At 68.4% G+C, this 26,726-nt stretch carries 28 protein-coding genes and 2 tRNA genes; 12 read left to right on the top strand and 18 right to left on the bottom strand.

Going from position 1 to position 26,726, the window contains the following annotated elements:
- Positions 1 to 3 precede the first annotated feature (3 nt).
- Positions 4 to 528, bottom strand: a complete 525-nt coding sequence (locus IEX71_RS17725) for a YflT domain-containing protein (protein WP_229749834.1) — start codon at positions 526 to 528, stop codon at positions 4 to 6.
- A gap of 80 nt (positions 529 to 608) precedes the next feature.
- Between IEX71_RS17725 and IEX71_RS17720 the strand changes: the two genes are divergently transcribed.
- Positions 609 to 1,391, top strand: coding sequence for a lysoplasmalogenase (locus tag IEX71_RS17720; RefSeq protein ID WP_188838353.1), 783 nt, complete (start codon positions 609 to 611; stop codon positions 1,389 to 1,391).
- Here the strand turns inward: IEX71_RS17720 and IEX71_RS17715 are convergent.
- Positions 1,292 to 2,485, bottom strand: coding sequence for a PucR family transcriptional regulator (locus IEX71_RS17715; protein ID WP_188838352.1), 1,194 nt, complete (start codon positions 2,483 to 2,485; stop codon positions 1,292 to 1,294). The genes IEX71_RS17720 and IEX71_RS17715 overlap by 100 nt on opposite strands.
- A gap of 69 nt (positions 2,486 to 2,554) precedes the next feature.
- Between IEX71_RS17715 and IEX71_RS17710 the strand changes: the two genes are divergently transcribed.
- Genes IEX71_RS17710 through IEX71_RS17700 form a run of 3 tightly spaced genes read left to right on the top strand, consistent with a single transcriptional unit; the run spans position 2,555 to position 5,918 of the window.
- The gene (locus IEX71_RS17710; protein ID WP_188838351.1) at positions 2,555 to 3,676 is read left to right on the top strand and encodes a ferredoxin reductase; all 1,122 of its coding nucleotides are present in this window, start codon (positions 2,555 to 2,557) and stop codon (positions 3,674 to 3,676) included.
- A gap of 53 nt (positions 3,677 to 3,729) precedes the next feature.
- Entirely contained in the window at positions 3,730 to 4,914 is a 1,185-nt protein-coding gene (locus IEX71_RS17705; RefSeq protein WP_188838350.1) for a fatty acid desaturase family protein, read from the top strand.
- A gap of 20 nt (positions 4,915 to 4,934) precedes the next feature.
- On the top strand, positions 4,935 to 5,918 hold the full coding sequence (locus IEX71_RS17700) for a 2-dehydropantoate 2-reductase (protein ID WP_188838349.1): 984 nt from the start codon (positions 4,935 to 4,937) through the stop codon (positions 5,916 to 5,918).
- A 20-nt stretch (positions 5,919 to 5,938) separates the two neighbouring features.
- On the opposite strand, the gene IEX71_RS17695 is transcribed toward IEX71_RS17700, so the two are convergent.
- The gene (locus tag IEX71_RS17695; protein WP_188838348.1) at positions 5,939 to 6,700 is read right to left on the bottom strand and encodes an alpha/beta fold hydrolase; all 762 of its coding nucleotides are present in this window, start codon (positions 6,698 to 6,700) and stop codon (positions 5,939 to 5,941) included.
- A gap of 195 nt (positions 6,701 to 6,895) precedes the next feature.
- Between IEX71_RS17695 and IEX71_RS17690 the strand changes: the two genes are divergently transcribed.
- Positions 6,896 to 7,645 carry a hypothetical protein gene (locus tag IEX71_RS17690; protein ID WP_188838347.1) on the top strand — a complete coding sequence of 250 codons (750 nt, stop codon included), beginning with the start codon at positions 6,896 to 6,898 and terminating at the stop codon, positions 7,643 to 7,645.
- Positions 7,646 to 7,677: 32 nt separating this feature from the next.
- Here the strand turns inward: IEX71_RS17690 and IEX71_RS17685 are convergent, their stop codons facing one another.
- From IEX71_RS17685 to IEX71_RS17675, 3 genes are all read right to left on the bottom strand, one after another.
- Positions 7,678 to 8,328: a 4a-hydroxytetrahydrobiopterin dehydratase gene (locus IEX71_RS17685; RefSeq protein WP_188838346.1), complete on the bottom strand. Its 651-nt coding sequence runs from the start codon at positions 8,326 to 8,328 to the stop codon at positions 7,678 to 7,680.
- A 37-nt stretch (positions 8,329 to 8,365) separates the two neighbouring features.
- Positions 8,366 to 8,833, bottom strand: a complete 468-nt coding sequence (locus IEX71_RS17680) for a hypothetical protein (RefSeq protein WP_188838345.1) — start codon at positions 8,831 to 8,833, stop codon at positions 8,366 to 8,368.
- Between the two features lie 310 nt (positions 8,834 to 9,143).
- A tRNA-Ile gene (locus IEX71_RS17675) sits at positions 9,144 to 9,220 on the bottom strand.
- Between the two features lie 151 nt (positions 9,221 to 9,371).
- Here IEX71_RS17675 and IEX71_RS17670 point away from each other — a divergent pair.
- From IEX71_RS17670 to IEX71_RS17650, 5 genes are all read left to right on the top strand, one after another.
- Positions 9,372 to 10,154 carry an amino acid ABC transporter ATP-binding protein gene (locus tag IEX71_RS17670; RefSeq protein WP_188838344.1) on the top strand — a complete coding sequence of 261 codons (783 nt, stop codon included), beginning with the start codon at positions 9,372 to 9,374 and terminating at the stop codon, positions 10,152 to 10,154.
- Between the two features lie 91 nt (positions 10,155 to 10,245).
- Positions 10,246 to 11,091, top strand: a complete 846-nt coding sequence (locus IEX71_RS17665) for a glutamate ABC transporter substrate-binding protein (protein WP_188838343.1) — start codon at positions 10,246 to 10,248, stop codon at positions 11,089 to 11,091.
- A gap of 106 nt (positions 11,092 to 11,197) precedes the next feature.
- The gene (locus IEX71_RS17660; protein WP_188838342.1) at positions 11,198 to 11,878 is read left to right on the top strand and encodes an amino acid ABC transporter permease; all 681 of its coding nucleotides are present in this window, start codon (positions 11,198 to 11,200) and stop codon (positions 11,876 to 11,878) included.
- Between the two features lie 67 nt (positions 11,879 to 11,945).
- Positions 11,946 to 12,869, top strand: coding sequence for an amino acid ABC transporter permease (locus IEX71_RS17655; RefSeq protein ID WP_188838341.1), 924 nt, complete (start codon positions 11,946 to 11,948; stop codon positions 12,867 to 12,869).
- 91 nt (positions 12,870 to 12,960) lie between these two features.
- Positions 12,961 to 14,403, top strand: coding sequence for an amidohydrolase family protein (locus IEX71_RS17650; RefSeq protein ID WP_188838340.1), 1,443 nt, complete (start codon positions 12,961 to 12,963; stop codon positions 14,401 to 14,403).
- A 19-nt stretch (positions 14,404 to 14,422) separates the two neighbouring features.
- On the opposite strand, the gene IEX71_RS17645 is transcribed toward IEX71_RS17650, so the two are convergent.
- The 11 genes from IEX71_RS17645 to IEX71_RS17595 all read right to left on the bottom strand — a co-directional run bounded on the left by IEX71_RS17645 (position 14,423) and on the right by IEX71_RS17595 (position 22,943).
- Positions 14,423 to 15,043, bottom strand: coding sequence for a class I SAM-dependent methyltransferase (locus tag IEX71_RS17645; RefSeq protein WP_188838339.1), 621 nt, complete (start codon positions 15,041 to 15,043; stop codon positions 14,423 to 14,425).
- 154 nt (positions 15,044 to 15,197) lie between these two features.
- Positions 15,198 to 15,270, bottom strand: a tRNA-Asn gene (locus tag IEX71_RS17640).
- A 62-nt stretch (positions 15,271 to 15,332) separates the two neighbouring features.
- On the bottom strand, positions 15,333 to 15,851 hold the full coding sequence (locus tag IEX71_RS17635) for a hypothetical protein (protein WP_188838338.1): 519 nt from the start codon (positions 15,849 to 15,851) through the stop codon (positions 15,333 to 15,335).
- A 31-nt stretch (positions 15,852 to 15,882) separates the two neighbouring features.
- Entirely contained in the window at positions 15,883 to 17,766 is a 1,884-nt protein-coding gene (gene dnaG, locus IEX71_RS17630; RefSeq protein WP_188838337.1) for a DNA primase, read from the bottom strand.
- 59 nt (positions 17,767 to 17,825) lie between these two features.
- Entirely contained in the window at positions 17,826 to 18,533 is a 708-nt protein-coding gene (locus IEX71_RS17625; RefSeq protein WP_188838336.1) for a DinB family protein, read from the bottom strand.
- A 51-nt stretch (positions 18,534 to 18,584) separates the two neighbouring features.
- On the bottom strand, positions 18,585 to 19,610 hold the full coding sequence (locus IEX71_RS17620) for a nitronate monooxygenase (RefSeq protein ID WP_188838335.1): 1,026 nt from the start codon (positions 19,608 to 19,610) through the stop codon (positions 18,585 to 18,587).
- A gap of 76 nt (positions 19,611 to 19,686) precedes the next feature.
- Complete coding sequence (locus IEX71_RS17615; protein ID WP_188838334.1) at positions 19,687 to 20,919, bottom strand: deoxyguanosinetriphosphate triphosphohydrolase; 1,233 nt, start codon at positions 20,917 to 20,919, stop codon at positions 19,687 to 19,689.
- Between the two features lie 10 nt (positions 20,920 to 20,929).
- Positions 20,930 to 21,406, bottom strand: coding sequence for a hypothetical protein (locus IEX71_RS17610; protein WP_308420994.1), 477 nt, complete (start codon positions 21,404 to 21,406; stop codon positions 20,930 to 20,932).
- Positions 21,403 to 21,822, bottom strand: a complete 420-nt coding sequence (locus IEX71_RS17605; protein WP_188838333.1) for a DUF3806 domain-containing protein — start codon at positions 21,820 to 21,822, stop codon at positions 21,403 to 21,405. The genes IEX71_RS17610 and IEX71_RS17605 overlap by 4 nt, the downstream gene beginning before the upstream one ends.
- Positions 21,819 to 22,094: a DUF2277 domain-containing protein gene (locus tag IEX71_RS17600; protein WP_188838332.1), complete on the bottom strand. Its 276-nt coding sequence runs from the start codon at positions 22,092 to 22,094 to the stop codon at positions 21,819 to 21,821. Before IEX71_RS17600 ends, IEX71_RS17605 begins: the two co-directional genes overlap by 4 nt.
- An 84-nt stretch (positions 22,095 to 22,178) precedes the next feature.
- Entirely contained in the window at positions 22,179 to 22,943 is a 765-nt protein-coding gene (locus IEX71_RS17595; RefSeq protein WP_188838331.1) for a DoxX family protein, read from the bottom strand.
- A 137-nt stretch (positions 22,944 to 23,080) separates the two neighbouring features.
- Between IEX71_RS17595 and IEX71_RS17590 the strand changes: the two genes are divergently transcribed.
- Positions 23,081 to 23,911 (top strand): sulfurtransferase, encoded by an 831-nt coding sequence (locus IEX71_RS17590; protein WP_188838330.1) that lies wholly within the window; start codon positions 23,081 to 23,083, stop codon positions 23,909 to 23,911.
- 19 nt (positions 23,912 to 23,930) lie between these two features.
- On the opposite strand, the gene pdxR is transcribed toward IEX71_RS17590, so the two are convergent.
- Positions 23,931 to 25,340, bottom strand: a complete 1,410-nt coding sequence (pdxR, locus tag IEX71_RS17585) for a MocR-like pyridoxine biosynthesis transcription factor PdxR (protein WP_188838329.1) — start codon at positions 25,338 to 25,340, stop codon at positions 23,931 to 23,933.
- An 81-nt stretch (positions 25,341 to 25,421) separates the two neighbouring features.
- On the opposite strand from pdxR, the gene IEX71_RS17580 reads away from it, so the two are divergent.
- A complete protein-coding gene (locus tag IEX71_RS17580; protein ID WP_188838328.1) occupies positions 25,422 to 26,726 on the top strand; it encodes an amino acid permease in 1,305 nt (434 codons plus the stop codon).

Here is a 26,726-nt window from a genome sequence, read left to right as displayed (position 1 = left end):
CGGTCAGGTCAGCGTCGGCCCGCCACCGGGCATGTTGTCGAGCAGCTCGTGCGCCTTCATCGCGAACTTGTGCTCCACCAGCACTTCATACTTCGTCGCGACCACCTGCGTCACCGACTGGAAGTCACGCTTTCCACCGGTGAGGCTGTACCCGATCGCGGCCCATACAGCGCCGAATACGGCGCCGAAGATAACCGTCGAGATGACGACGCCGAGCACGTTCACGCCGGACTCGAACATCGACAGGATCAACCCGATGAAGGCGCCGAACCAGGCTCCGGAGAGCGCTCCACCGGCGAGCACCCGGCCCCACGTCAGTCGGCCCACGACACGCTCGATCTGTTTCAGCTCGGTGCCGACGATCATGCAGTTCTCGACCGGGAACTCGTTGTCGGAGAGATAGTCGACGGCACGCTGAGCGTCGGCATACTCGGTGAAGACCCCCAGCGACATGGGGTATTCGAGGGTCAGGCCAGCTCGGAGGTTGGCACCTTGGCGGCCGAAGCCGCCGCTCATCGGACTCGACATACATCCAGCCTATCGACGCGCGGCGCAGAGCGGCTCAACGCCCGAGCCAGGGACAGGCGAACACCCAGTACGTTGGCCGGATGAATCGGCTGCGCAGGACACTGCACTCGGCATACCGGTCCGTTGCCGGGAGCGCCCGGGGTCGGGCCGCACTCGCCGGATTCGGGGTGGTGGCAGCGGTCCACCTCGCGTGGCAGTTCGTCGACGAGGACGAGCTGGTCAGCTCGGCGTCCCAGATCCTGCTGATGCCGGCGCTGGCCGGCGTGCTGCTCGCCGCGGACTCCGAACGCTCCCGGCTGAGGCGACTGGTGCTGGTCGCGCTCGGTGCGTCCTGGCTGGGCGACTCCGTGCCACGCTTCCTCGCCGCGGACCCCGGCTTCCTGGCCATGGTCGGCAGCTTCCTGCTCGCACAGGTCGCCTACATCGTCGGCTTCCTCCCCTATCGCGAGCAGTCGGCACCGTGGACGCGGTGGCGGGCGCGGTGGCCCTACCTCGCGGCGTTCGTCGGCCTGGTCGGCTGGTGCCTGCCCGGCGCGGGCGCCCTCGCTCCCCCGGTGATCGTGTATGGCGCTGCCCTCACCGCGATGGCGCTGCTCGCACCGGGCGTGTCGACGACTGCCGGGGTCGGTGGGGCGGTCTTCATGGCTTCCGACGGCCTGATCGCACTGCATGCGTTCGCCGATGTCACGCTTCCGGTCCACGACTTCTGGGTGATGCTGACCTACCTGGCCGGGCAGGCGCTGATCGTCGCCGCGGTCATCGCTCAGCGTCGCGAGACGCCGAGCCCGATCACCAGATCGCGCACGACGTCCGGATCGGAGAGCCGTTCGCCATACAACTCCCGGATCTGGCCCATCCGATAACGCACGGTCTGCGGGTGCACGTGTAGCTGCGCGGCGACGGCGTCGCGTCGGCCCTGCTGCAGCAGCCACGAGCGCAGCGTCTCGGCGAGCCGGTCCGCCGTCGCCGGCGGCAGGTCGGCCAGTGGCTCGAGGACGGCCGCTCGCAGATCGGCATGGGCGCTCGGATCGGCGAACGCCACCAGCGCCGCCAGGTGTTCCTCGGTGTCGACCGGCTCGCGTCGGGCCAGGCCGAGCTCGTGCGCCCGCAGTGCGCGGTTGTATGACGTGGCCGCAGCCAGCCACGGTCGCACCGGGCCGACATACGCCGGCCGTCCGGCGAGGATCCGCAACAGGTGCACCCGGCCCGGGCCGTCGGCGTCGGGGACGAGCAGCACCGCCACGGCGGGCTCCTGCTCGGACTCGTCCTCGGCGCGCAGGCAGCCCGCGCCGAGCTGGGCGGTGACCGCACTGACCCGCTCAGCCGGCAGCACCACCGCGGTCAACGTCTCCGGCGGTGACCAGTCGGCGCGATCGGCGAGCTTGCGCACGGTGGCCTCGTCGCGACCGTCGAGCAGGGCTCCCGCGAGTCGTTCGCGGCGCCGCTCACGGACGCGTCCCTCGACGGCCAGCTCCTCGGCGTGGCCGGCGACGCTCGCCGCGGAGAGGCTGTCGATGTAGGCGAAGACGAGCTCGGCGAATCGCGCGAGAGTGGACGCGTCCAGACCCGCGTCGACGGCGGCTGCGGACATGTCCTGCCAGGCGACCCGGGCACCGACGCGGTATGCCGCCAGCAGTGCGTCCATCGACCGGCCGCTGCGGGCTTCCCCCCGACCCAGGGAGTAGGCACCGTGCACCGACGCCTGCATCGGGGTGCCGGGGTCACCGCCGGGTCCGGCACCGGCCAGGCGCAGGAACCCCGCCAGCGCCAGCTGCACCGCCTGCTCGATCGCCTCCCGCATCTCACCGGCGAGCGCGCCCGCATAGCTGGGCACGCCGTCGACGACGGCGCCGACCACCCGCTCACTGACCGCAGGCAGCATCTCGGTGAGCGTGCTGATCACCGAGTCCGGTACCTCGAGGCCGACATCAGCAGAGTGAGATTGTTCGCTGCGCATAATTTAAGTATGCCGGTTCACCCGCTGAGGGCAAGAATTTGACCCTGTTGGGCAGGCACTCTGGTAGACATGACAGCTTCAGCGCACACCCGTACGCCGTCCCGCGAGGCCCCATCGGGCCGCGGCACCTGGCGCACGCACGCGTTCCGACTGGTGAAGGCAGCCACCACGCCGTTGCTGCCGGAGGACTACGTCGACCTCTTCGACCCGCTGCGCACCACATCCCAGCTGCGCGGCCGGGTCGTGTCCATCAGCCACGAGACCGCCGATGCGGTGACGGTCACCATCCGCCCCGGGCGCAGCTGGCGGGGTCACCGCCCCGGCCAGTACACCCGGATCGGGGTCGACGTGGACGGCGTGCGCCTGTGGCGCGCCTACTCGATAACCTCTGGCCCGACCTCCGGCCACGACACCGACGGTTGCATCGCGATCACCGTCAAGGCGATCAGCGGCGGCGCGGTCAGCACTCACCTCGTGGAGTCGCTGCGCACCGGACAGGTCGTTCAACTGGAGCAGGCCGACGGCGAGTTCGTGCTACCCGAGGCCCTGCCGTCGAAGATGCTGCTGCTCACCGGCGGTAGCGGCATCACACCGGTGATGGGCATCCTGCGCCATACGATCAACCGCCTGGACGACGTCGTCCTACTGCACTCGGCCCCGCGTCCCGAGGACGTCATCTTCGCCGCCGAGCTGCGCACGCTGGCTGCAAATGGCCGAATCTCCTTGCAGGAGAGGCACACCGACGTCCACGGCATGCTGGACACGGCCGAGCTGGACGAGCTGGTGCCCGACTGGCGTGAGCGTGAGACGTTCGCGTGCGGGCCGGCCGGCATGCTCGAGGCCCTCGAAACCCATTGGGAGACAGCAGATCTGGCCGACCTCCTGCACACCGAGCGGTTCCGGCCCGCCCTCGCCGAGCCCGGCAACGGTGGCACCGTGCACTTCACCGGCCTCGACCGCGACGTCGAGTGCGACGGCGCGCAACCGATCCTCGATGCCGGCGAGGAAGCCGGCGTGCTCATGCCGTCCGGCTGCCGGATGGGCATCTGCTTCGGCTGCGTCCTGCCCCTGCGCGAAGGCTCCGTCCGGGACCTGCGCACCGGCGAGACGACGACCGCCTCCCCCGGCGACGGCGTCCTCGTCCAGACCTGCATCTCCGCGGCTGCCGGCCGCTGCGACATCGATCTCTGACCCGACCACTTCACTCGACCTCTGACCACCATTCCGATCCGGAAGGACACACCATGACTGCCCTGCAGAAGAAGGAACACAACCCGGTCGCGCACCTGACCCGCGACGACATCGAGGCACTCGGCAAGGAGCTCGACGCCGTGCGCGCCGACGTCCTCGAGGCTCGAGGCGCCAGCGACGCGGCATACATCCGCAAGGTCATCAAGACGCAGCGCGGCCTCGAGATGGGCTCCCGCGCACTGCTGCTCGGCTCGCGCTGGAAGTCCGCGTTCGTCATCGGCACCATCGGCCTGACGGTCTCGAAGGTGTTGGAGAACATGGAGATCGGGCACAACGTCATGCACGGCCAGTGGGACTGGATGCGTGACTCGAAGATCCACTCCACCACCTGGGAGTGGGACAACGCCTCGCCGGCCGACCTGTGGAAGCACAGCCACAACGAGCTGCACCACACCTACACCAATGTGCTCGGCCGCGACAACGACCTGGGCTACGGCATCATGCGCGTCGACGAGGATCAGCCCTGGACACCGTTCTACCTCGGCCAGCCGGTCTGGAACTTCGTCAATGCCTGCTTCTTCGAGTACGGCATCGCGGCATACGACCTCGAGCTCGGCAAGTACTTCATCGGGCGCAAGGACAAGGCGGTCTTCAAGCGCGACGCGAAGAAGGTCGTCAACAAGATCCGCGCGCAGGTCACCAAGGACTACGTCGTGCACCCGGCACTCGCGCTGCTCACCGGCTCAGCTCGCCGTACCCTGATCGCGAACTACACGGCCAATCTCGGCCGCAACCTGTGGACCCACTCGGTCATCATGTGCGGGCACTTCCCCGAGGGCGTCGAGACGTTCACGAAGACCTCGATCAAGGGCGAGACCCGCGGCGACTGGTACCTGCGGCAGATGATCGGCTCGGCCAACATCCACGGCTCCAAGGCGATGCACATCGCGACCGGCAACCTGTCCTTCCAGATCGAGCACCACCTCTTCCCCGACCTGCCGAGCAATCGGTACTCCGAGATCGCGCCGAAGGTGCGCGACATCTGCGAGCGCTACGGCCTGCAGTACACCTCGGGATCGCTGCCGCGACAGGTGGGTTCGGCGTGGATGAAGGTCATCCGGTTGTCGCTGCCCAACCACCTGGCGGCACGCCTGAAGCGCCAGAAGCGCCGCACTCCGGTCGTGCCCACCGCACTGCCGTCGCAGCAGCCCGCGAGCGCTACGCCGACCGCCGCCTGACCACTCCCTAGGGTGTGGCAATGACGATCTGTGTCTTCGGGGCCGGCAGCATCGGGTGCTACGTAGGTGGCCGGCTCGCCGCGACCGGCACGCCGGTCACCTTCGTGGGTCGCGAGGCCATGCGCGAGCAGGTTTCGGGCGGCATACACCTGCGGGGCCGAGACGGTGGATCCCTAGAGGTGACACCGGATTTCGGCACTGATCCGGCTGTCGTCGGCGACGCCGATCTGGTGGTCGTGACGGTCAAGTCCGGCGCGAACAAGCAGGTGGCCGATCAGTTGCGGCCGCTGCTCGCCGCGGGCGCGGTGGTGCTCAACCTGCAGAACGGTATCCATGGCGGCGCGGAGTTGCGCGACCGGCTGCCCGGTCATCGGGTGGTCACTGGCATGGTCGGCTTCAACGTGGTGCGCGACGGCGCGAGCTTCCAACAGACCACCGCCGGCGAGATCATGGCCGCCACCGACCCGGTGTGGGAGACGTATGGCGCAGCGTTCGCGACCGCCGGCGTCCCGGTGGAGCAGCGCTCGGACATGGACGCGGTGCTGCGCGCCAAGTTGCTGCTCAACCTCAACAACGCGATCAACGCCCTGTCCGGTCTGCCGCTGCGGACCGAGTTGAGCGACCGTAGTTTCCGGCGCTGCCTGTCGCTGGCGCAACAGGAGGCGCTGCGGGTGATGGCGCGTTCCGGGCCGGCGCCGGCGCGGCTCACCGCGTTGTCGCCGTCGCTGATGGCGCGTGCGCTGCGGGTGCCGGACCGGGTGTTCCAGAGGCTCGGCAGCAAGGTGCTGGCCATCGATCCCACCGCACGATCGTCCATGGCGGACGACCTTGCCGCGGGGCGTCCCACGGAGGTCGACTGGATCAACGGCGCCGTGGTCGACCTCGCCGGTGAAGTGGACCTGGAAGCGCCGGTGAATGCCCGCCTGGTTGCGCTGGTGCACGACGCGGAGCGCGCCATACATCCGCGGTGGACGGGTGCCGAGCTGCTCAACGCCCTGCGCTGATCAGCCGGGATCGGCAGAGTTCAGGCGTCACGGATCAGTGCTGCGACCTCCCGCGGACACTGTTGCGGCAGGCCGTGGCCGGCGCGCGGCACGGTCCGCATCGACGCGCCCACAGCGTCGGCCAGCGCGCGACACCACTGCTCGCTCACGACCCGGTCGTTCTTCCCGCGCGCGACCGTGACAGACGCCTGCACCCCGGCGAGGACCGCCTGCGCGGATCGGCCGAGCTCGTCGCTGAAACCCGTCATCACGGACGGGTCCGCCGTCACGTAGTCACGCGTCGCCTGCACGAGCGTGCGCGGCGCCTCCCGGAACACCCCGCGGGCCAATGCCCACATGTGCTGTTTCAGCTCCGGCCATCGGCCGTCCGGCGACGGTGACAGCAACACCAGTTTGCCGACGACATCCGGTGCGGCGGCAGCGAACCGGGCGGCCGTCATGGCTCCCATCGAGTGGCCGACAACGTCCGCGCGCTCGATTCCCGTGCTGCGCAACCACTTGAGCAGATGGCGCGCTTGCGCGTCCGCACTCATCGAGTCCGCGAGCTCAGCACTGTCCCCACAACCCGGCGGGTCGACGATCAACACTCGTCGTTCGGGCGACAACATCGGCACCAGCCAGGAGTAGGCGCGGAAGGTCATGCCGAGACCGGGGACAAGCAGCAACGGAACCGTCCCGTAGTTGACACCGGGTCGCTCTATCCAGCAGAGCTTCGAACCGGCGACATCCGAGGCGTCGGACACGAAGCCGTCGGGCATCCCGAGCCGTTGCACCAAGCGCATCGTCCAAGGATGCCTGAGCCAGGAGCTTCGTTCGACATCGCGTGACTGCTCGGTGGTCGGCTGGTGACCAGCGAGTGAACATGTCCTCGAATCGTGAGCTTTTGCAGCAGCTTCCGGCTCATCAACTATGGCGGTCAACCGTGTCTCGGCCTACTGTGTCTCGCAGCGCCGCGCTCCGGCACGAGGAGGACAACCATGAGGAACAGAGCTGTTGCCACAGTCGTCACCGCACTGTTGAGCCTCGCTGTGTGGTCGACAGCGACGACTTCGTCAGCCGCACCTCCCGTAGCGGTCACCGGAGCAACCGTGGACGACGGATGCGTGGCGAGCCTCCATCTGCCGGAGCGCCTCGTGGTCAGAAACGCCGGGAATGACATCTCCGCTTATCTCAATGCGGCGGTCGGCTACTCCGCAGAATGCACCGAGTGGGATCGCTACAACCAACTGAGCTGGGCGGCGGACGGCCCGGACGGCACCAGGGCGAACGTGTCGGTCGCGACTGAGCGCTGTGGAAGCCCACTGCTCGCCGAGAACTTCGTCTTTCTCGGGGTGCCTCCGGCGCTCGGCAAACTGACGTTCACCGGCCACGGCACCTCCCAGTGCGACAACCACACGATCACCGAGGCACCGCAGACCATAGATGCCCGGGTCGCCTCCAGCACCTCGACCACGGCCAGTCGGTCGGGCGGCGTCGTCACGATCACGGCGCACGCATCACGGTTGTGGACCTCGACGAACACCTTCGGGGTGTATGCCGGCGCCACCGGGACCATCCTGGCCAGTTCCGACGGCGTGACCTGGAAACCGTTGAAGAACCTACGAACCGGATCGCGCGGGACCTACACGTACAGCTACCACACCGCTGCGCACCTTCGTTATCGCACGCTGGTGCCGGACGCTCAGTGGGTGTGGGGCCACCTGTCGGCGGCGACCGCGCCGATCTGAGGGTCCCGGATCCGAGGCGGTCGGCGCAGGCCTCAGTGGGCGTCGGGCCAGGGCGCGATGTCGACCTCGTTGCCCTCCGGGTCGGCAAGCGTCCAGAAGAGCGGCGCCTTCGCGTCATACACGATCCGGCCGCCTGCCTCGACGGCTGCGGCCACCCGTGCCGCGGCCTCGTCCTCGGGCAGAAAGAGGTCGACGTGAACGCGATTGCGTTGTGACCGAGGCTCATCCATCTGTTGGAAGTGGACCCACGGGCCGTTGCCGAACGGGTCGATGAGGTCCTCGTCCCCGAACTCGTCGTATCCCAGGACGACCTGCCAGAACCGCTTGACCGCCGGCTGCGAGACGGCGTCGATGGTGAGTTGCATGCTGCTCACCGAGCCCGGATCTGCTTCGACACCCAATTCCCTTGCTGCCGCAGAGATCTCGCGCGCCAGCGCTACATCGCGCCCGGTGATGCCCGGCAACTCGTGGGTCCAGGTGCGGACGCCGACGTGGCCGTAGCGAAGGTCGACATCGGGATGGTGATCGGCGGCGTCGGCGAGCCGGCCGATCTCGGCGACGAGCTGCACCCCGGTCGCGAACGACCCGGTGCGGAACCTGGCGCGAGCGCCGTCCCCGGTGATTCGCCAGTCGCCGACGCCGTCGGCCGCGTGGAATTCTTCGGACGAGACTTCCTCAGGCATGGCGATCACGGTACGCCGGGCCGGCGATCGTTGCCGATCAGCCGACGGGGAAGTACGTTGCGACAGCTGTCAGGGACATGCCGTCGGCCGAGACCTGACCGCTCACGCTGGTCGATACCGCCAGAGAGTTGTTCAGGATCGGGTAGTAGTCGGAGTTCCATTGGATGCCGCTGAGATCTTGTTCGGGACTGAAGGTCCGCAGCGGGAACCCTGTAGTGCTGGCGCAGGTGAAACTGTCGGTCCCCAGGCCCGGGGCGTTCTTGCCGGTCTGGTGGACGCCAGTGCACTGGACCGGGCCCATGACTGGGTCGCGGTAGTTCGCCTCGTACTGCGTCGTGGCCATGTTCTTGCCGCCTTGCGTCGAGCCGACCCAGCCGGTGAGGACCACTCCCGTTACGTCGCTGGTGCCGGGTGCGCGATCCGACTGTCCGGCATTCGCGAATGCCGGCACTGGTATGGCGAACGTGACGGCAGCGACGGCGACCGCGATTGCAGATTTACGCATGGTGAGACCTTTCCTCATCGGTGCCCTGGGACACCCGTGTGATGAACGAGTTCGGTCGTCGAGACATGCAGAGAAGCAATGCGAGCGGGGAACGGCACGCGTGAAGAGGCCCGTGCCGTTGCCGACCGGGTCGTGATCGGTGGCTGAACTCGACCGGCAACCTGTGTTGTCGATCGGCTGAGGCTAGTGGGACGCATGCGCACGGACCCGGGTTATTCCTGGGTTGTTCCTGATTATTTCGGGTGACCGTGCGAACCAGGCACATTTGCCCGCCGGACTGCTCCGGCCACGGCGAAACGGCGCGTGTCCTTGGTGGGGCGACTGGGGCTTGAACCCAGGACCGACGGATTATGAGTCCGCTGCTCTAACCGGCTGAGCTATCGCCCCGTGGTGCAGGCACATTCTGGCATCACCATCGGCGGCGCCGTGCGGTGAGGTCCGCTCACGCCATACGCATTGGCAACAGCCTGGCAACGAAATCGCGCCGTACCCCAAAAAGATCAAATTTCGCTGAGCGCGGCTTGTAGGGTTCTTACTCATGACGGACCAGGCGCCCCCGGCGGGTGAGACCAACGTCGCGTCGGGCGAGGCGCTCGTACGTATGGCGGGGGTCAACAAGCATTTCGGTGATCTCCACGTGTTGCGCGACATCGACCTCGAGGTCGCCAAGGGCGAGGTCGTCGTCGTGCTCGGCCCGTCCGGGTCGGGCAAGTCGACGCTCTGCCGCACGATCAATCGGCTCGAGACCTACGAGAGCGGCACCATCACGATCGACGGTCAGCCGCTGCCCGAGGAGGGCGCTGAGCTGGCCAAGCTGCGCGCCGACGTCGGCATGGTCTTCCAGTCCTTCAACCTCTTCGCGCACAAGACGATCCTGCAGAACGTCACGCTCGGACCGATCAAGGCACGCAAGATCGGCAAGGCCGAGGCCGAGCAACGGGCGATGGACCTTCTCAAGCGGGTCGGCGTGCAGGAGCAGGCGGAGAAGTACCCCGCCCAGTTGTCCGGCGGCCAGCAGCAGCGCGTCGCCATCGCACGCTCACTGGCGATGCGGCCCAAGGTCATGCTCTTCGACGAGCCGACCTCCGCCCTCGACCCCGAGATGATCAACGAGGTTCTCGACGTCATGGCCGGCCTGGCCAAGGACGGTATGACGATGATCGTGGTCACCCACGAGATGGGCTTCGCCCGTCGGGCCGCCGACCGGGTGGTCTTCATGGCCGACGGCCAGATCCTCGAGCAGCAGGCACCCGAGGAGTTCTTCGCCAACCCACGATCCGACCGCGCCAAGGACTTCCTGTCCAAGATCCTCACCCACTGAGAACCCATGACCTGACGCCGAGACGCCCGCCGTCACCCCGATCGCGTCGACAACCCTTGCGATTCGTCATACAAACCGGAGGAGAAATCTCATGAAGTACCGCGCGATCTACGCCGCCACGGCGGCTGCCGCGCTCGGCCTGGGCCTCACCGCATGCGGTGGCAGCTCCGGCGGTTCGAGCGCCAAGGATGCCGTCTGCAAGCTGCCCGACAAGGGCCCGTCCGTGAAGATCGGAATCAAGTACGACCAGCCCGGCCTCGGCTTGAAGGACGGCGACAAATACACCGGTTTCGATGTCGACATCGCCCGTTGTGTCGCCGCCGAAATGGGCTACAGCAAGGTCACCTTCGTCGAGTCACCGTCGCCGCAGCGCGAGAAGATGCTGGCTGCCGGCACCGTCAAGATGATCGTCGCGACCTACTCGATCACTCCGGAGCGGTTGAAGGAGGTCGGCTTCGCGGGCCCCTACTTCGTCGCAGGACAGTCGCTGCTGGTCGGCAAGGACTCGAAGATCAACAGCGTCAAGGCGCTCAGCGGCAAGAAGGTCTGCTCGGTCACCGGATCCACCTCGGTCGACAACCTCAAGAAGGAGCAGCCGAAGCTGGTGCCGCAGAAGTACGACACCTACTCCGCGTGCGCCGAGGCACTCGCGTCCGGATCCATCGACGCGATGACCACCGACGACGCGATCCTGGCCGGCTACGCCAACCAGCCGCAGTACAAGGACAAGGTCAAACTCGCCGGAGGCACCTTCAGCGAGGAGAACTACGGCATCGGCCTCAAGAAGGGCTCGGCCGACTGCAACAAGGTCGCCGCCGCCATCAAGAAGACCCTCGACAACGGCAATTGGAAGAAGGCGCTGGAGAACAACCTCGGCGCCGACTACAAGTACAACAAGGACCTCAACCCGCCGAAGTCACCCAGCTGCAAGGCCTGAGTCCTTCGGCCTGACAACGAAGTTCGGCCGGCCGGTGGTGACCATCCGTCACGTGGCCACCACCGGTCCGGCACCCATCATCCGATTGAGATAGGAAGGGCACCGCGTGTCATCGCTCTTCTCCGACTATCAGATCTGGACCGCGCTCTGGGCGACCGTGAAACTCACGCTCATCAGTGCGGTCGGCAGTCTGATCGTCGGCACGATCGTTGCGACGTTGCGGTTGTCGCCGGTCGGCGTGCTGCGCTTCGTCGGCACGTCATACGTCAACATCTTCCGCAACACCCCGCTGACCCTGATCATCCTGTCGTGCAGCTTCGTGCTCTACATCCAGCTCGGGATCTCGCTGGCCGACTCGGCGGACCCGAAGTTCGCCGACGTCAACGGTTTTCGGCTTGCTGCGGTCGGTATGACGGTCTACCACGCGACCTACGTGTGTGAGGCGCTGCGGTCGGGCTTCAACACCATCCCGATCGGCCAGGCGGAAGCAGCCAGATCGATCGGCCTGACGTTCAGCCAGACCATGCGCGAGATCATCCTGCCGCAGGCGTTCCGCGGCGCGGTCGTGCCGCTGGGCAACACCCTCATCGCACTGACCAAGAACACCACGGTCGCGGTGACCATCAGCGTCTACGAGTTGTCCGGAGTCCTCAAGACGGTCACCGAGCGTGATCCCGGACTGCTCAACCTGGCGTTCATGGTGGTGGGTGCGTTCTTCATCCTCCTGACGTTGCCGATGGGCGTCGGACTCGGCTGGCTCGGCAAGCGTGTGGCGGTGAAACGATGAGAGTGAGCGCAGCGAAGGAACCAAGGGCGCAGACGCATCGCGAGACCCGACGAAGGAGGGCAACGCGATGAGTGCATCAGTCCTTTTCGACGCGCCGGGCCCCAGGGCCAAGCGGCGTTACGCGATCCTCGGTGCAGTCGGCGGGTTGGTCTTCGCCGCCGTGATGGCCGTGGTGATCTGGAAGCTGGCCGACAAGGATCAGTTCGCCAGCACCAAGTGGAAACCGTTCGCCGAGTGGAGCACCTGGAAGAACTACATCCTCCCCGGCCTGCGCGGCACGTTGATCGCCGCTGTGCTCGCCATCGTGATCAGCCTGGTCCTCGGCGCCGCGTTGGCGATGTTGCGGCTGATCGAGGTGCCGAAGCGCAAAGGCCCAGCCGCGGTCGCGGTTCGTGCGCTCCGCTGGGTCGTCACGGCCTGGGTGGAGTTGACCCGTGCCCTCCCCGTGCTGCTGATGATGCTCTTCATCTTCGGCTGGCTCAGTGCCCACGGCCAGGGCAGCGGTAGCGGACCGCTGATCGCGACCGTCGCCGGCCTGGTGTTCTACAACTCCTCGGTGATCTGTGAGGTCATCCGGTCCGGTGTCGACCAACTGCCCAGCGGTCAGCGCGAAGCGGGCAGCTCGATCGGACTCAGTGCCGGACAGACGGTGCGCATCATCCTGCTCCCGCAGGCGATCACCGCCATGCTGCCGTCGCTGATCAGCCAGGTCATCGTGGTCCTGAAGGACACCGCGCTCGGCTACAACGTCCTGTATGGCGAGCTGCTCTACAAGAGCAAGCCGGCCACCTCGCTCAACGGCAACATCTTCGCGATGCTGATCGTCCTCGCGGTCATCTACATCGTGATCAACTATGCGATCAGCAAGCTCGCCACCTGGGTGGAACGCCGTCTGCAGGCGCGCGGACGCAAGGTCGCACCGGCAGGTGCGGCCGGTGATCCTGGGGGGCCCGGCAACGCGCCGGGTGTCGTGGCCGGCGGCGGGATCTGACGGCGGGATCGCAGCTGTCACAGTGATTCCGGCGCCGGCACTGGTTCGCACCTGACATCCTCGGTGATGTCGCTCATCGAGGAGGAGAACCATGACCCGGACCCTGTTCACCGCGCCGTACATCGTCGCGTATCAGGACGGCGGTCACCGGTTGCTGCGCGACGGCTGCCTGGTCGTCGAGGACGACCGCGTCGTCCATGTCGGCGCCACGTATGACGGGCCGATCGACGTCCAGCGGCACCTGCCGGACCGGATCATCACGCCGGGCTTCATCAACACCCATTCCCACCTGCACTCCTCCCCCATCGACAAGTCGGTGCAGGAGGATCACGGGCCGCGGCAGTTCTGGCTGACCGGCCTGATCGAGATCCTTCCCGCCGAGGACGCCGGGCTCACGACGGCCGGCATGCGCAGCTGCGTCGACTACTCGCTCATCGAACTCGCCCGGTCGGGAACCACGACGGTCATGCACCTCGGCGACGAGGCGGACTACGTCGCCGACGAGTTGGACCGGGTCGGGTTGCGCGGGTATGTCGCACCGTCCTACCGGTCCGGCCGGTGGTTCACCCCGGACGGCAAGCGCGTCGACTACGAGTGGGACCTCGCTGCGGGGCAGCGAGGGTTGGACCGTGCTGTCGAATTCGTCAGGGCGCAGAGTTCACGCGCGGGCGGACGCGTCCAAGGATTCCTCGGTCCGGCGCAGGTCGACACCTGTGCGGCGGAGTTGCTGCGCGACACGAAGCAAGCGGCCCGCGAGCTGGGTGTTCCTGTCTCTTTGCATGCCGCACAAGGGGTTTGGGAGTTTAACGAGATGACCCGGCGGCATGGTCGGACACCGATCGAGTGGCTCGCGGACATCGACTTCCTCGGGGCGGACACACTGCTCGGTCACGCGATCTTCATCACGGGGAACAGTTGGGTGAACTTCGCCGGGGACGACCTGGCACTGCTCGCCGAGTCCGGAACGTCGGTGTCGTACAACGCCTGGTGTTTCGCGCGACGCGGCATCCTGATGGAGTCGTTCCCGGCATACGTCGAAGCGGGCGTGAACATGTGCATCGGCACCGACACCGCGCCGCAGTCCATGATCGAGTCGCTGCGGTGGACGGCGATCTCCGGGAAGATCACGTCGAGGCGAGCCGACACGTCGACCGCCAAGCGCGTGTTCGATGCTGCGACGGTGAATGCGGCCAGGCTCTTCGGCCGCGACGACCTGGGACGAATCTCCAGCGGTGCCAAGGCCGACCTGCTGTTCTGGCGGACCGACTCCTTCGGAATGGCGCCGTTGCGGGACCCGATCCGGAACATCGTCTACTACGCGCAGCCGTCCGACCTGGCCGACGTCTGGGTCGACGGTCGACCGGTCGTCGAGGACGGTGCGGTCCTGGGCACCGACCTCGAGGAAGCTGCGCGAGGCGTGCAAGCCGCCGGTGAGCGCGTCTGGGCGCACTGGCACGAAGGCGACTGGGCGGGACGGACACTGGAAGAGCTGGCACCGACGACCTTCCCGGAATTCGTGGATCCGCAACGCTGAGCGGAGCTGCCGTCCGCCGCTACGGACTCACCGGCCGCGCGATGCCTTCGAAGCGGGCGCTCAACGCCTTGGGGCCGAATCCGTAGCAGGTGTCCAACCTGGTCGGCTCCATTCCGCCGGCGCGCAGGATCTGCGGTATGTCGCGGTCGAGATGACATCCACCCGCGACGCGTTGCTGCAAGCCGTCGAGGCGGTGCTGCCAGCGGCGGACGTTCTCATCCGGTGCGAGCCCGTGCTCGACGAAGTGCAGCTGCCCACCGGGACGCAACACCCGCCGGAACTCCCGCACCGCGGCCACCGGGTCGGGAATCGTGCACAGGCTCCACGTGCACAGCACCGCATCGACCGATCCGTCGGCGAGCGGAAGTCGTTGCCCGTCGAGGCCGACCACCTGCACCGGTGCCGTGGCCGCGGCGATGCGATCCGCAGCAAGACGCACCGAAACCCGTGACGGCTCAACGGCATGCAGCTGAATGACGTCGGCGGGCAGGTGCGGGAGGTTCAGTCCGCTGCCGAAGCCGATTTCGGCGACCTCGCCATGTAGACCCGCGCACACGCGCTGCCGCGCCGCCCGGGTCTCCGCGTGATCCATGATGCGGTTCATCAGGTGTGGGAGCACCCGATCGGTGTAGATGCCCATGCGGGGATTCTCCCAGCTGTTGCCCGCCGCTGACCGGCGAATGCCATGGGACGTGAGGCTTATGTCAGCCCCGATGACCTCGAACGAGCCGGCCGAAGTCGTGACTGCATCGGCATACGAAGAACGGCCCGGAAATCCCGGGCCGTTCGGCGTGCTCCCCCACTTGGACTCGAACCAAGAACCCTCCGGTTAACAGCCGAATGCTCTGCCAATTGAGCTACAGGGGATCGCGTGTTGTGCGCGTGCAGAACCATAGCAAATTCGCCCGCCCAACAACCAATCGGCCGTGCTACCGAAGGCCGACCGCATCCTCGACGAACGCCCTCGTCCGGGCCACCGCGTCCTGGACCTGCGGGTCGTCGGCGCGCGCACCGCGCCCGAGCACCGTCTGGGTCAGCAGAGTGTCGTGCTGCAGGTCCCGGCGTATGACGACACGGCCCGATCCACGACCCTCCAGCGGCAGCTCCTCGGCGAGCACGATGCTGGCCCGAACCCGCTCGTGAAAGGTCTCCGGCAGCCGGGTGTCCTGCTCGCCGAATGTCCACTGCCCCGGGCGTTTCCGGTCGATCCAGGTCACCGTCAGGCTCCAGGTCTGCGACTCCCACTGGCCGGCATCGACCTCATGCCAGGGGCGGGCGGTCACCTGCCCGTCAGGGCTCACGACGGTGAGGTGCCAGTTGGTCGCGACGATGTGCGCGCCGGTCAACTTGTCGATCGCCGAGGCGAGCACGCGCTCGCCTTTGGGCAGGTCGAGTTGCTCGAGCACCTGTGGTGGGAGTTGCGGTTTGGCACGCTTCAGGAAGGACATGGTGCCTCCATTGTCCACTGCTGCGAGGACGTCACTCGACGCTGGCCGACAGGTTCGCCAGCGCGCGCTGCTGGGACATGAGTTCGGCGGAGATGGCGCGGCCCTGCTCGGGGTCTTCGGTGCGCAGCCGTGCGCTCATCAGCTCGTCGATGCGTCGCCGCAACGCCCGACCGCGGATGCCGATGACCAGCGACCGGATGTAGTGCCAGTCCGGCCGACCCTGGCTGTCCAGCTTGGTCGGCAACGACTCGACGGCGAGCCGGGCGACCAGCGGCCGAACTGCTTCCGGCACCGCCTCGTTGATGGCCGAGACCCACGCCCCCTGACTGCGCGTCGGGTCGATCCCCACCTCGCGGACCGCCTCGAAGACCGCCCGGTGCCCCGGTGCGGTCAGGTCGCCCGGATCGACCGGCTCCAGCTGCTTGGTCGGCATCGCGCCGGGGAACTGCACCAGACACTGCAGCAACATGTGGTCGGCGCGCACGATCGGGTCGCGCAGGTTCGGCGGTTGGTATGCCGGTGCGGCTGCCGCGGCCTCCGGCGGTGCCTCCGCCTGCCGGTCGCGGGTCTTCTGGGCCGCCTCGGCGATGCCGCCCCGCGGGGCGCGGCGTACGGCCTGGGTGAAGTCGTCGACGTGGACGCCGATGTGCCGCGACACCTCGCGGATGAGTTCGTCCCGGCTCAGCGGATCGCGGATGTCGGCGACGATCGGCGCGAGCGCGCGGGTGGCGGCCACCCGGCCGCCGACCGAGTCCAGGTCGAAGCGCTCGAGCGTGGTGCGGACGACGAACTCGAACATCGGTGTCGCCTCGTCGACCAGCTTGCGTACTGCCTCTGGCCCGTCGGCGATCCGTAGCTCGCACGGGTCCTGTCCGTCGGGAGCGACCGCGACATACGCCTGGGACGCCCAGCGCTGGTCCTCGTCATACGCCTTGAGCGCAGCCTTCTGACCGGCGGAGTCGCCGTCAAAGGTGAAGACGACCTTGGCCGGGTCTCCCCCACGCTCGTCCCGCAACAGCCGGCGCAGCAGCTTGATGTGCTCGACCCCGAAGGCGGTGCCGCAGGTCGCCACCGCCTGGGTCACCCCGGACAGGTGCGCCGCCATCACGTCCGTGTAGCCCTCGACGATCACGGCCTTCCGGTCGTCGGCGATGGACTTCTTGGCCAGGTCGAGGCCGTAGAGCACCCGCTGCTTCTTGTAGATCGCGGTCTCGCCGGTGTTGAGGTATTTGGCCGGGCGCGGGTCGTTGTCGAAGATGCGCCGCGCGCCGAAGCCGACGGTGTCACCGGTGATGTCGTGGATCGGCCAGAGCAACCGGCCCTGGAAGACGTCATACCCGCCGCGGTTGACCAGGCCGGCCGCCAGCAACTCGTCGCGGTTGAATCCCTTGTCCCGCAACAGGTTTGCAAGCGCGTGACCGTCGGTGGGCGCGTAACCCAGGCCGAACTGCTCGGCGATCTCACCGTCGAAGTCGCGGCCGCGTAGATAGTCGCGCGCGGTGCGCGCCTCCGGCATGCTCGGCAGCAACGATGCGTAGTATTCGGCGGCCACCCGGTGTGCCTCCAGCAGGCGGGTGCGCCGCCCGATGCTCTCCTCGCGGGGACGGACACCGTCCTCGTAGTGCAACTCGACGCCGACCTTGCCGGCGAGGCGCTCGACCGCCTCGGCGAAGCTCAGGTGGTCGACCTCCTGCACGAAGGAGATGACGTCGCCGCCCTTCTGGCAGCCGAAGCAGTGGTAGAAGCCCTGGGTCGGGTTGACCGAGAAGCTCGGAGTCTTCTCGTCGTGGAAAGGGCACAGGCCCACCAGGTTGCTGCCGGAACGGCGCAGCGTGACGTGCTCACTGACAACGTCCTCGATCGAACTGCGCTCCTTGACGAGTTCCACGTCTTCGGACTTGATGCGACCCGCCATAACACCGGCAGTCTAGGTGGCCGCGGTTGCTGGTCGGGCAGCCGTCCACAAGGTTGCGACTAGTGGTCGACTGTCGCCAGGTCACGGACGGCGAAGCCGTGGTGCTCGAACTCTTCGTTCAGGACCGTGCGCAGGCACTCGGCAACGGTCCTCCCCCGCGCGTATGGCGGCCACACGTCGTCGTCCGGCACGGGTGCCGGCGCGGCCAGGTCCTGCTGCGTGCAATCCGCCAGCCAACCGGTCAATGCGGCCGACTGCGGCGCCCGCACCGTCAGCACATCCTCGAGTGTCGGGTCGGCGGCCGGGTCCACGCCGGGCGCGGAGCCGGCCGGCACCGAATCGATCGTCAGCCCCACCGGCGAGAAGGGCTCGGTCCTGCCCAGGCAGCACCGGACGAACCACGAGTCGTGCACGAACACCAGGTGCCTCAGGGTCTGTATGGCGGACCACTCGCTGCCGACGGACTCCCGCTCGAGACCCGGTGTCGCCCGCAGGCGCTCCACCGTCGCCGCCCAGGCGTCCTGCAACTGCCGCCACGCCTCCCGCAGGTCGACGACGTCGTCGGAGCGGATCAGCACGCGCACCGGATGACGGCGGTCCAGCTCCGCCTCGACATAGGGCATCACGTCGACACCGTTGACGGTCACCTCGCCGAGCAGGCCGTCCAGCTCGACGCCGCGCATGACGCAGCCGACGAATCGGGCTCCGTCGAGCATGCACTCGCGGAACTCGGCGCTGGTGAGATCACGATCGACGAAACGCTCCATGTGCGGAGCCTATGACCGTGCTGCGACACCCTGCCGGGTCATCGCTCCGCGTCATACGAGATCGGCCGTCAGCGCCGCGACGACGTCAGCGGCCGGGCCGGGGCGTGCCTGCCGCCAGCCGGTGCCGGCCCACAGGGCGACGAGCTCACGATCGCGGGTGCTGGCGCCGGCCGCACGCAGCGGCTTGGTCAGCTGGTTGACGATGGGGTAGACGGGCACGGCGACCGGATCGAGGCGCGCCACGAACTCATTGCGTATGGCGCGCGCCGGACGACCGCTGAACGCGCGTGTCACGACCTGCTCGGTCAGGTCGGGGGCGGTGAACCCGGCGCGGTGGGCGTCGTTCATGCCCGACTCGTCGGTCAACAGGAACGCCGAACCGCATTGCACCGCAACGGCTCCCGCGTCCAATGCCTCCGACACGTCGGCGGCCGACATCACCCCGCCGGCCACCACGACGGGCGCCTCAGTGACGGCCAGCACCTCCGGCAGCAGCTCGCGCCAGCCGGACGTGTTGGGCTCGGCGTCGACGGTGTGGGTGCCGCGGTGTCCGCCGGCATCGGTGCCCTGCAGGCAGAGCAGGTCGGCGCCCGCGGCGACGGCCGCCTGTGCCTCGGCGGCGTCCGTGACGGTCGCCAGGATGGTGGATCCGACGGCGTGCAACCGCTGCACGGCGTCGACCGGTGGTGGCCCGAAGATGAACGACACGACGGCGACCCGCGCCTGCACCAGGGCGTCGACCTTCTCAGCGAAATCGTCCGACCCGTCCCACCGGGGCTCGGGCAACTGCACCCCTGCGGACTCGGCGACCGGCCCGAGCGCCTCGGCATACGAACGCAACCGGGCGCCGTCCTTCCCCTCGTCGACGGGTGTCGGCAGGAAGAGGTTGACCCCGAACGGCCGGTCGGTCAGCGCGCGGACCCGGCCGATGCCTCCGATGAGCTGCGCGCCGGTGAGGTAGCCACCGGGCAGCAGACCGAAACCGCCGGCGTTGCTGATGGCCGCGGCGAGCTCCGGCGTGCCGGTGCCCGCCATCGGCGCACCGACGATCGGCAGGGGCGAGAGACTCCAGTTCATCTCTGGTACTCCTCAATTGAGATCGGGGCCCCCGCGAAGTATCGGAGCGAGGAACGAGCGGAGAACTTCGTGGGGTTCAGCTCCATTCTTCGGCGAGGGCACGAGCGCGGTGATCGGTCAGTGACGCGATCTGGTCGACGACGACGCGCAGGGCTGCCGCGTCGTCGACCGCACTTGCATGATCCTCCGCGAAGAGCGGATCCAACCGCTCGGGGTGCTCCTGCAGCACGGTGAAGAGCGTTTCGATGATCCGGCGTTGCTCGGCCTGCAGGGTGCGGCGGGCGTCGGTCATCATCACCCAGCGGGCTGCGACCGCCTTGAGCATCACGCATTCGGCGAGCACGTCCGGCGGAATGACGACGTCGGCCGCGTAGCGAGTGAGCGGGCCGTCACCGAACTTGTCACGGGTCGCCTGCTCGGCGGTGCCGACGAACCGGCCGATCAACCTGCTGGTCATGTCCTTCAGCTCGGCGACCCCCTGCCGCCCCGGGCGCTGCCGCTCCGGTATGACGCCAGAGGCCAGCAGACGCTCGAACGACCCTGCCAGCTGGGCGGTTTCGAGTTGCGGTGCGTAGATGCGCCGGGCCACGTCGGCCAGCGCGTCGATCTCGGTGCGGGACCGCAGTGCACGCACGTCGATGAGTCCGGAGGTGACTCCGTCCTCGACGTCATGGACCGAGTAGGCGACGTCGTCGGCCCAGTCCATCACCTGCGCCTCGACACAACGTTGCCGGCGGCGCCCGCTCGGCACGGTGGAGCGAACCCAGCCGAAGATCTCCTCGTCGGTGGCATAGCACCCGAACTTGCCCGGATACGAACGGCTTTCGCCGCGACGCCACGGGTATTTGCTTGCCGCGTCGAGCGAAGCACGGGTGAGGTTGAGGCCCACAGAGTCGCCATTGACCCGCGAGCGCTTGGCCTCCAACCGAGTCAGGATGCGGAAGGTCTGCGCATTGCCCTCGAACCCGCCGATGTGGCCGCAGAGCGCGTTGAGCGCCGCCTCGCCGTTGTGCCCGAACGGTGGGTGCCCCAGGTCGTGCGCGAGGCAGGCCGTGTCCACGACATCGGCATTGCAGCCGATGGCCTCACCGAACTCGCGGCCGATCTGGGCGACCTCCAACGAGTGCGTCAGCCGGTTGCGGATGAAGTCGTGGTGCGGTTGCATCACCTGCGTCTTCGCGGCGAGCCGACGCCACGCGGCCGAGTGCAGGACGCGTGCCCGGTCACGGGCGAAGTCGTCGCGGTCGGCGCGCTTCTGTGCAGGGTCCTCCCGCACGAAGCGCTGCCGGTCGTATGCCGAGTAGCTCATACCCGCCCGCTCATGCGGTGTTGCCCGTGCGCAGGCTGCGCAGGGCGGTCCCCAGCGATCGCACCGACCGCTCCCGGTAGCCACCCATCGCGAGGCCCGCGTTGCGCTCGAAGACATTGCGCGACGCGAAATCCCCGGTGCGCACCCACGACCAGGCGAGCGCCGCGCCATACAACGGCAGGAACGGGAGTCCGCCGCACACGACGTACTGCCAGCTGTGCTGCTCCTCGTGGGTGATCAGGTCCGGGTCTTCCTGCTGCAACCGGTCCCAGTCACTCCTGGAGATCAGCACGTTGCCGACGGTGAAGGCGCCCGCGATCGGGAATCCGAACCGGTAACCACCGGCCAGGTAGAGCCCGCGCGGCCCGTCGGCCACGTGGGCGCCGCCGACCCGCGCGATCGCGAAGCCGAGGGCCGTCGAGCCGTTGGCCCAGTTGGCACACCACTTCAGCCGCGCTGCGGCGGTCATCCCTGCGGTCGGATTCACGCGTCGGTGCCCTCGATGTTCTTCAACAACTCCCGTGCGAAGACCGGCAGCCAGCCCCGCTGCCGCTGCTCCCACGCCTGCGCGATCGGGTCGATCGGATAGAGCACCCCGAGGTCGTCCGCCGACGACAGCGCGAGGTCGGCGCCCTCCCCGTCCTCGACCACCCGCCATTGCAGGCCCGAATTGCGTTGCAGGTATTCGCCCATCGCCATCGCGATCATCGTCAGCGTCGGCGTGGGGTCGACGCGGTCCGCGGCCGGGGTGAGCAGGACCTCGTGCACGTAGGCGTCGTATGCCGTGCCGATCGACTCCAGGTCGTCCACGTCGATGCCGGCGGCCTGCGCGTCACCGAGCCAGCCGGTCAGCGCGCGTTGCGCCTTCCGGTCCAGTGGCTGGACGACGATCTCGGCGGTCATGAGGCCGACTGGTAACGCGCTGCGGAGCGAGCGCGTGCCTTGGCCGCCTCCTCCTCACGGTCCTTGGGCGGCGCGGTGGTGACGAGCGCGTCGAGCAGCTCACGGCTGGCGAGGGTGATCGCGGCGACCGCCTTGTCGTAGGCGGCCTGGTTGGCCTTCGACGGCTTGGTGCTCCCGGCGATCTTGCGGACGAACTGCAGCGCGGCCGCGCTGACCTCGTCGTCGGTGGCCGGCGGCTCGAAATTGTTCAGCGGACGGATGTTGCGGCACATGCCTCCATTGAACCCGATAACGGCACGGCATACGAGCAGCGCACGCCGGGAGCATGGCCCCCGGCGTGCGCCGTGTCGACGTGCTCAGGCCATCTGCGCGCGGGCCTGCCGCGCCGCCCTGCTCGCCCGTTTGGCGGCGCGACGACCGACGTCGCTGCCGCGCTCACGCACGGCCTCGGCGACGACCGGACCGTGCTCGCGTGCGGCCTCGGCCACTGCCTCACCGCGTTCGCGGACCGCCTCCGCGACGACGGGTGCCTGCTCCCTGGCGACGGCGGCCAGGTGGGCGCCGTGCTCCTTGGCGGCCTCGGCGACATTGCCGACGGTCTCCTTCAGCGAGCTGACGGTGTCAGCGCTCTCGCTGCTCGAGGGCAGCGCGGAGGACACCGCTTCACCGGCGCGGTGCGCGGCCGCACGACTGCGCCAGGCGGCACTCGGCTTGCCCTCGGTGTCGACGGCAGCGATGAGCAGGCCGCCCACGAGGCTGACGTTCTTGAAGAAATGCACCTGCTGCTGCGCCCGCTTCGCCGGGTCGTCCTCCTGCCAGAACGCGTGGCCGGCGAGTGTCGTCGGCAGCAGGGTGCCCGCCAGCACCACGGAGGCGACACGCGGGAACTTGCCGGTGGCCAGCATCAGTCCGCCGACGACGTGTACGGCGCCGTTGACTCGGACCGCGGTGGCTGGGTCGGCCGGGATGAGCGACGCGACCTGGCGCGGCAGCACCGAGCGAAGTTTGTCCACCACCGGGGCCGCTGCGGGCGCCGCGTGGTCAGGGTTGCGTAGCGAACTGAAGCCGGCGGTGACGAAGATCGAGGACAACATCGGGCGGGCAAGGCGGCGAACAATCACGGGCTGGCCTCCATGGGTAGAACTCGTTGCTCGAGTGCCCTTCAGGGCACCCCGGACGTCCCGAGCCTACCCAGACTCGCCCGATCCACACGCCCACCGCCGTTGCGACCGGTCCTCGTGCCCAGCAGACTTCAGGTATGACGCGTCCCACCCATCCGCTGATCATTCCGACCGCTCTGTCGACGATCCTCGACTCGGTGACGGTGATCGACACCCGCTGGAAACTGGGCGAACCGCTGCGCCGCCACGCCTACGACGAGGGGCACCTGCCCGGGGCCGCCTGGGTCGAGTTCGAGGGCGTCATGGCCGCCGAACCGGGCACCGGCGGACGGCATCCGATGCCGGACCGCGACGTCTTCACGGCGGCGATGCGCGCCGCCGGCGTGGACAACGATCGCCCGGTCGTCGTCTACGACGACGACGACTCGCTGGCGGCCAGCCGGTGCTGGTGGCTGTTGAAGTACTTCGGCAAGGAAGACGTCCAGGTCCTGGACGGTGGTTTCGCCGCGTGGCAGGCGGCCGGCCTGCCGGTGTCGACCGATGAGCCGGCTCCGCCGGAGGGCGACTTCTACCCGACCGACCCGGGTGCCGCACTGCTCGACGCGGACGGGGCCGCGGACTTCGCCGCGGGCAAGCTGCTGTTGGACGCGCGCCCCGCGGACCGGTTCGCCGGCCGCAACGAGACGGTCGACCCGGTGGCCGGGCACATCCCGGCCGCCGTCTCCTCCCCGTCCCTGGCCAATGTCACCGAGGCCGGCCCGTTCCTGCCGCCGGACGACCTGGCCATGCGCTTCACCGGGCTCGGCATACGGACCGACAGTGAGGTGGGGATCTACTGCGGCTCAGGAGTGCAAGCGACCCATCTGGCACTCGCGCTGGAGGCGAGCGGCATACGCCCGAGGACCAGCATCTACATCGGTTCGTGGTCACACTGGATCACCGACCCGGAGCGCCCTGTCGAGAAGTGACCCACTCGTGGGCGGTTCGTCACCGACGTAACGCCGCGCCGATCCGGCGGACCGCTGCCGGGATGCGTTCTTCGTCGATGTGCCGCAGACCGAGTGCGAGGCCGTGCACCGGGGACTGCTCGACGTATCGCGGGGACAACGGCTCGACACCGACACCCACCGCTGCGAGCGCCGCGACGAGCTTCCGGTCCGACCGTCTCTGGTCACGGAACCTCGTGCAGACGTGCAGTCCGGCAGTGGAGAGGTATGGCGTGAGGACGTCGTCCAACGCGGCGAGTTCGCGCAGCAGCAGCGACCGCCTGCCGGCATACACGCGGGTCGCGCGGCGGACGTGCGCCGCCAGCAGACCTTCGGCGAGGAAGCGCGCCATGGCGCCCTGGGTCACGGTGTCGCCCTGCCAGTCGGTGAGCATCTTCGCGGTCCGCAGCGCCGGCTGCAGCGACCGCGGTGCCACCAGGTAGCCGATTCGGAGCATCGGCATCAGCACCTTCGAGAACGACCCGACGTAGGCAACCCGGCCGCATCTGTCGAGGCTCTGCAGCGGTGCGAGCGCCCTTGACTCATAACGGAATTCACTGTCGTAATCGTCCTCGACGATGAGCGCGTGATGGGCCACCGCCCAGTCCAGCAGCGCCGTCCGCCGGCGCAACGACATCACCGCACCGGTCGGGAACTGGTGGGACGGTGTGACGTAGACCAGTCGTGCGTCGTCCGGCAGCGCGTCGACCACCAGGCCCTCCTCGTCGACCGACACACCACGCACCACGGCGCCGTGCGAGGCGTAGAGCCGGACCGCGGCCGTGTAGCCCGGGTCCTCCACTGCGACCGTGTCACCCGGCTCGAGCAGGACCCGGCAGATCAGGTCCAGCGCCTGCTGTGCTCCACCGGTCAGCAGGATGTCCGGCCCGTCGGTCACCACCGAGCGCGACAGACGCAGGTGCCGAGCGATCTCGGCCTGCAGCCGAGGGTGCCCCGAACCGTCGTAGACCGGCTGCTCCTGCAGCGAGGGCCGCAGGGTCGCCGACACCAGGCGGCGCCATACGGCGAACGGGAAGAGACGGGTGTCCGGGCCTGCGACCGACAGGTCGAACTCCAGCGACGGCGAGTCCGGAACGGCGGCCGGCAACCGCTCCCAGGTCGCTAGCGGCTGCACCTCCCCCGCGGGCGCCGACGCCGGACGGACGGGTCCGACCTCGCGACTGACGAAAGTGCCTGCGCCGACCCGTGATTCGAGGTAACCCTCTGCGGTGAGCCGGTCGTATGCCGTCGCGACCGTGCCCCGAGCGACCCCGAGCTCGGCCGCCATCGTCCTGCTGGCGGGCAGCTTCTCCCCGGGAGGCAGCCGGCCGGAGGCGATGCCGTCGAGCAGGTGCTGGTAAATGCGCGTCGTCCGATCGCCGGGGCCGGACAGGTCGACGAGGAGGTCCATCACTCCACCGTAGATTGGCCCAATCAGATTGACCAGGAATGGATCTTCTGCAGGCCATTGATGGGAGAGCATCCTCGGGGCATGAAGAACTTCCTGTCGGTGCCGCAGGGTGCCGCACTCTCGATCGGAGCGGTTCTCGGCACCGGCGTCATCACCCTGCCCGCACTCGGCGTCACGGTTGCCGGGCCAGCATCGCTGGTCGCATGGATCGCGTTGGTATTGCTCAGTGTTCCGCTTGCCGCGACGTTCGCGGCGATGGGTTCGCGCTACCCCGAGCGCAGAGGTGTCTCGGCATACGTGGACCGGGCGTTCGGCTCGCGCGCCGCGGGCGCCGTCGGCTGGTGCTTCTTCCTGGCTGTGCCGGTCGGTGCTCCCCCGGCCAGCCTGATGGCCGGCGCGTATGTCGCCGAAGCGGTCGGCGGGGGCCGCACCACTGCGGTCCTGACCGGGGTGGTGCTGATCGTCGGCGTCGGGCTGCTCAACGCTGCGGGGCTGCGCCTGTCCGGGCGGGTGCAACTCGTGCTCACGGCAGTCCTGGCCGGACTGATCTCGGTCGCCGTCGTCGTCGCGGCGCCGCACGGGACCACCGAGCACCTGACACCGTTCGCACCGCACGGGATCGGCGCCATCGGCTCAGCTGCCGCGCTGCTCGTGTGGGGTTTCGCCGGCTGGGAGGCGATCGCGCCGCTGGCCGGTGAATACCGCAACCCGCGGCGCGACCTGCCGCGTGCCACCGCCATCGCGCTGGTCGTGGTCGGGGTCCTCTACCTCGCGCTCGCGGCGGCGACCGTCCTGGTGCTCGGACCCGCTGCGGCGGACACCGCGGCACCACTGTCCGCGCTACTCGTGGTCGGGGTCGGCGGACCGGCGCGCGTCGTGACCGCGGCCATCGCGGTGATGCTGACGTTCGGGGCAATGAACGCATACTTCGCCGGAGGCTCACGGCTCGGGGCGGCGCTGGCGGCCGATCGGGCGCTGCCCGCGGCGCTGGCCAAAGGTTCCGAGGCCGGCGGAGTGCCGCGCCGCAGCCTTGCGCTGGTGACCGGGCTGGCGCTCACGGCGTTGCTCGCCAACGAGGTTTTCTCGTTCGATCTGACCCAGTTGATGTTGCTGGCCACCGGGTGCTTCACAGCGGTGTACGTGCTCGGCGCCGCCGCCGCGGTGCGACTCCTGCCCCGTGGGAGCGCGGGGTGGTGGACGGCAGTGCTCGCGTTCGTCAGCGTGTGCGCGCTCCTGGTGATGAACGGCGTGCACGTGCTCTGGGCGCTCGGAGCCGCCGCGGCTTCACTGGTCTACCGCGCCATCCGCCGCGACCGACCTGATGTTCCGGCCGTTCCGGCTGCAGCCGACCAACAGCAGGCCGAGGAGGTCGCTCCGGCAGGATGA

Origin of the sequence: Flexivirga endophytica (assembly GCF_014640635.1) — a bacterium.
GTDB lineage: Bacteria > Actinomycetota > Actinomycetes > Actinomycetales > Dermatophilaceae > Flexivirga > Flexivirga endophytica.
The sequence above is the reverse complement of the archived record's forward strand: the minus strand, read 5'-3'. Positions and strand labels throughout refer to the sequence as shown.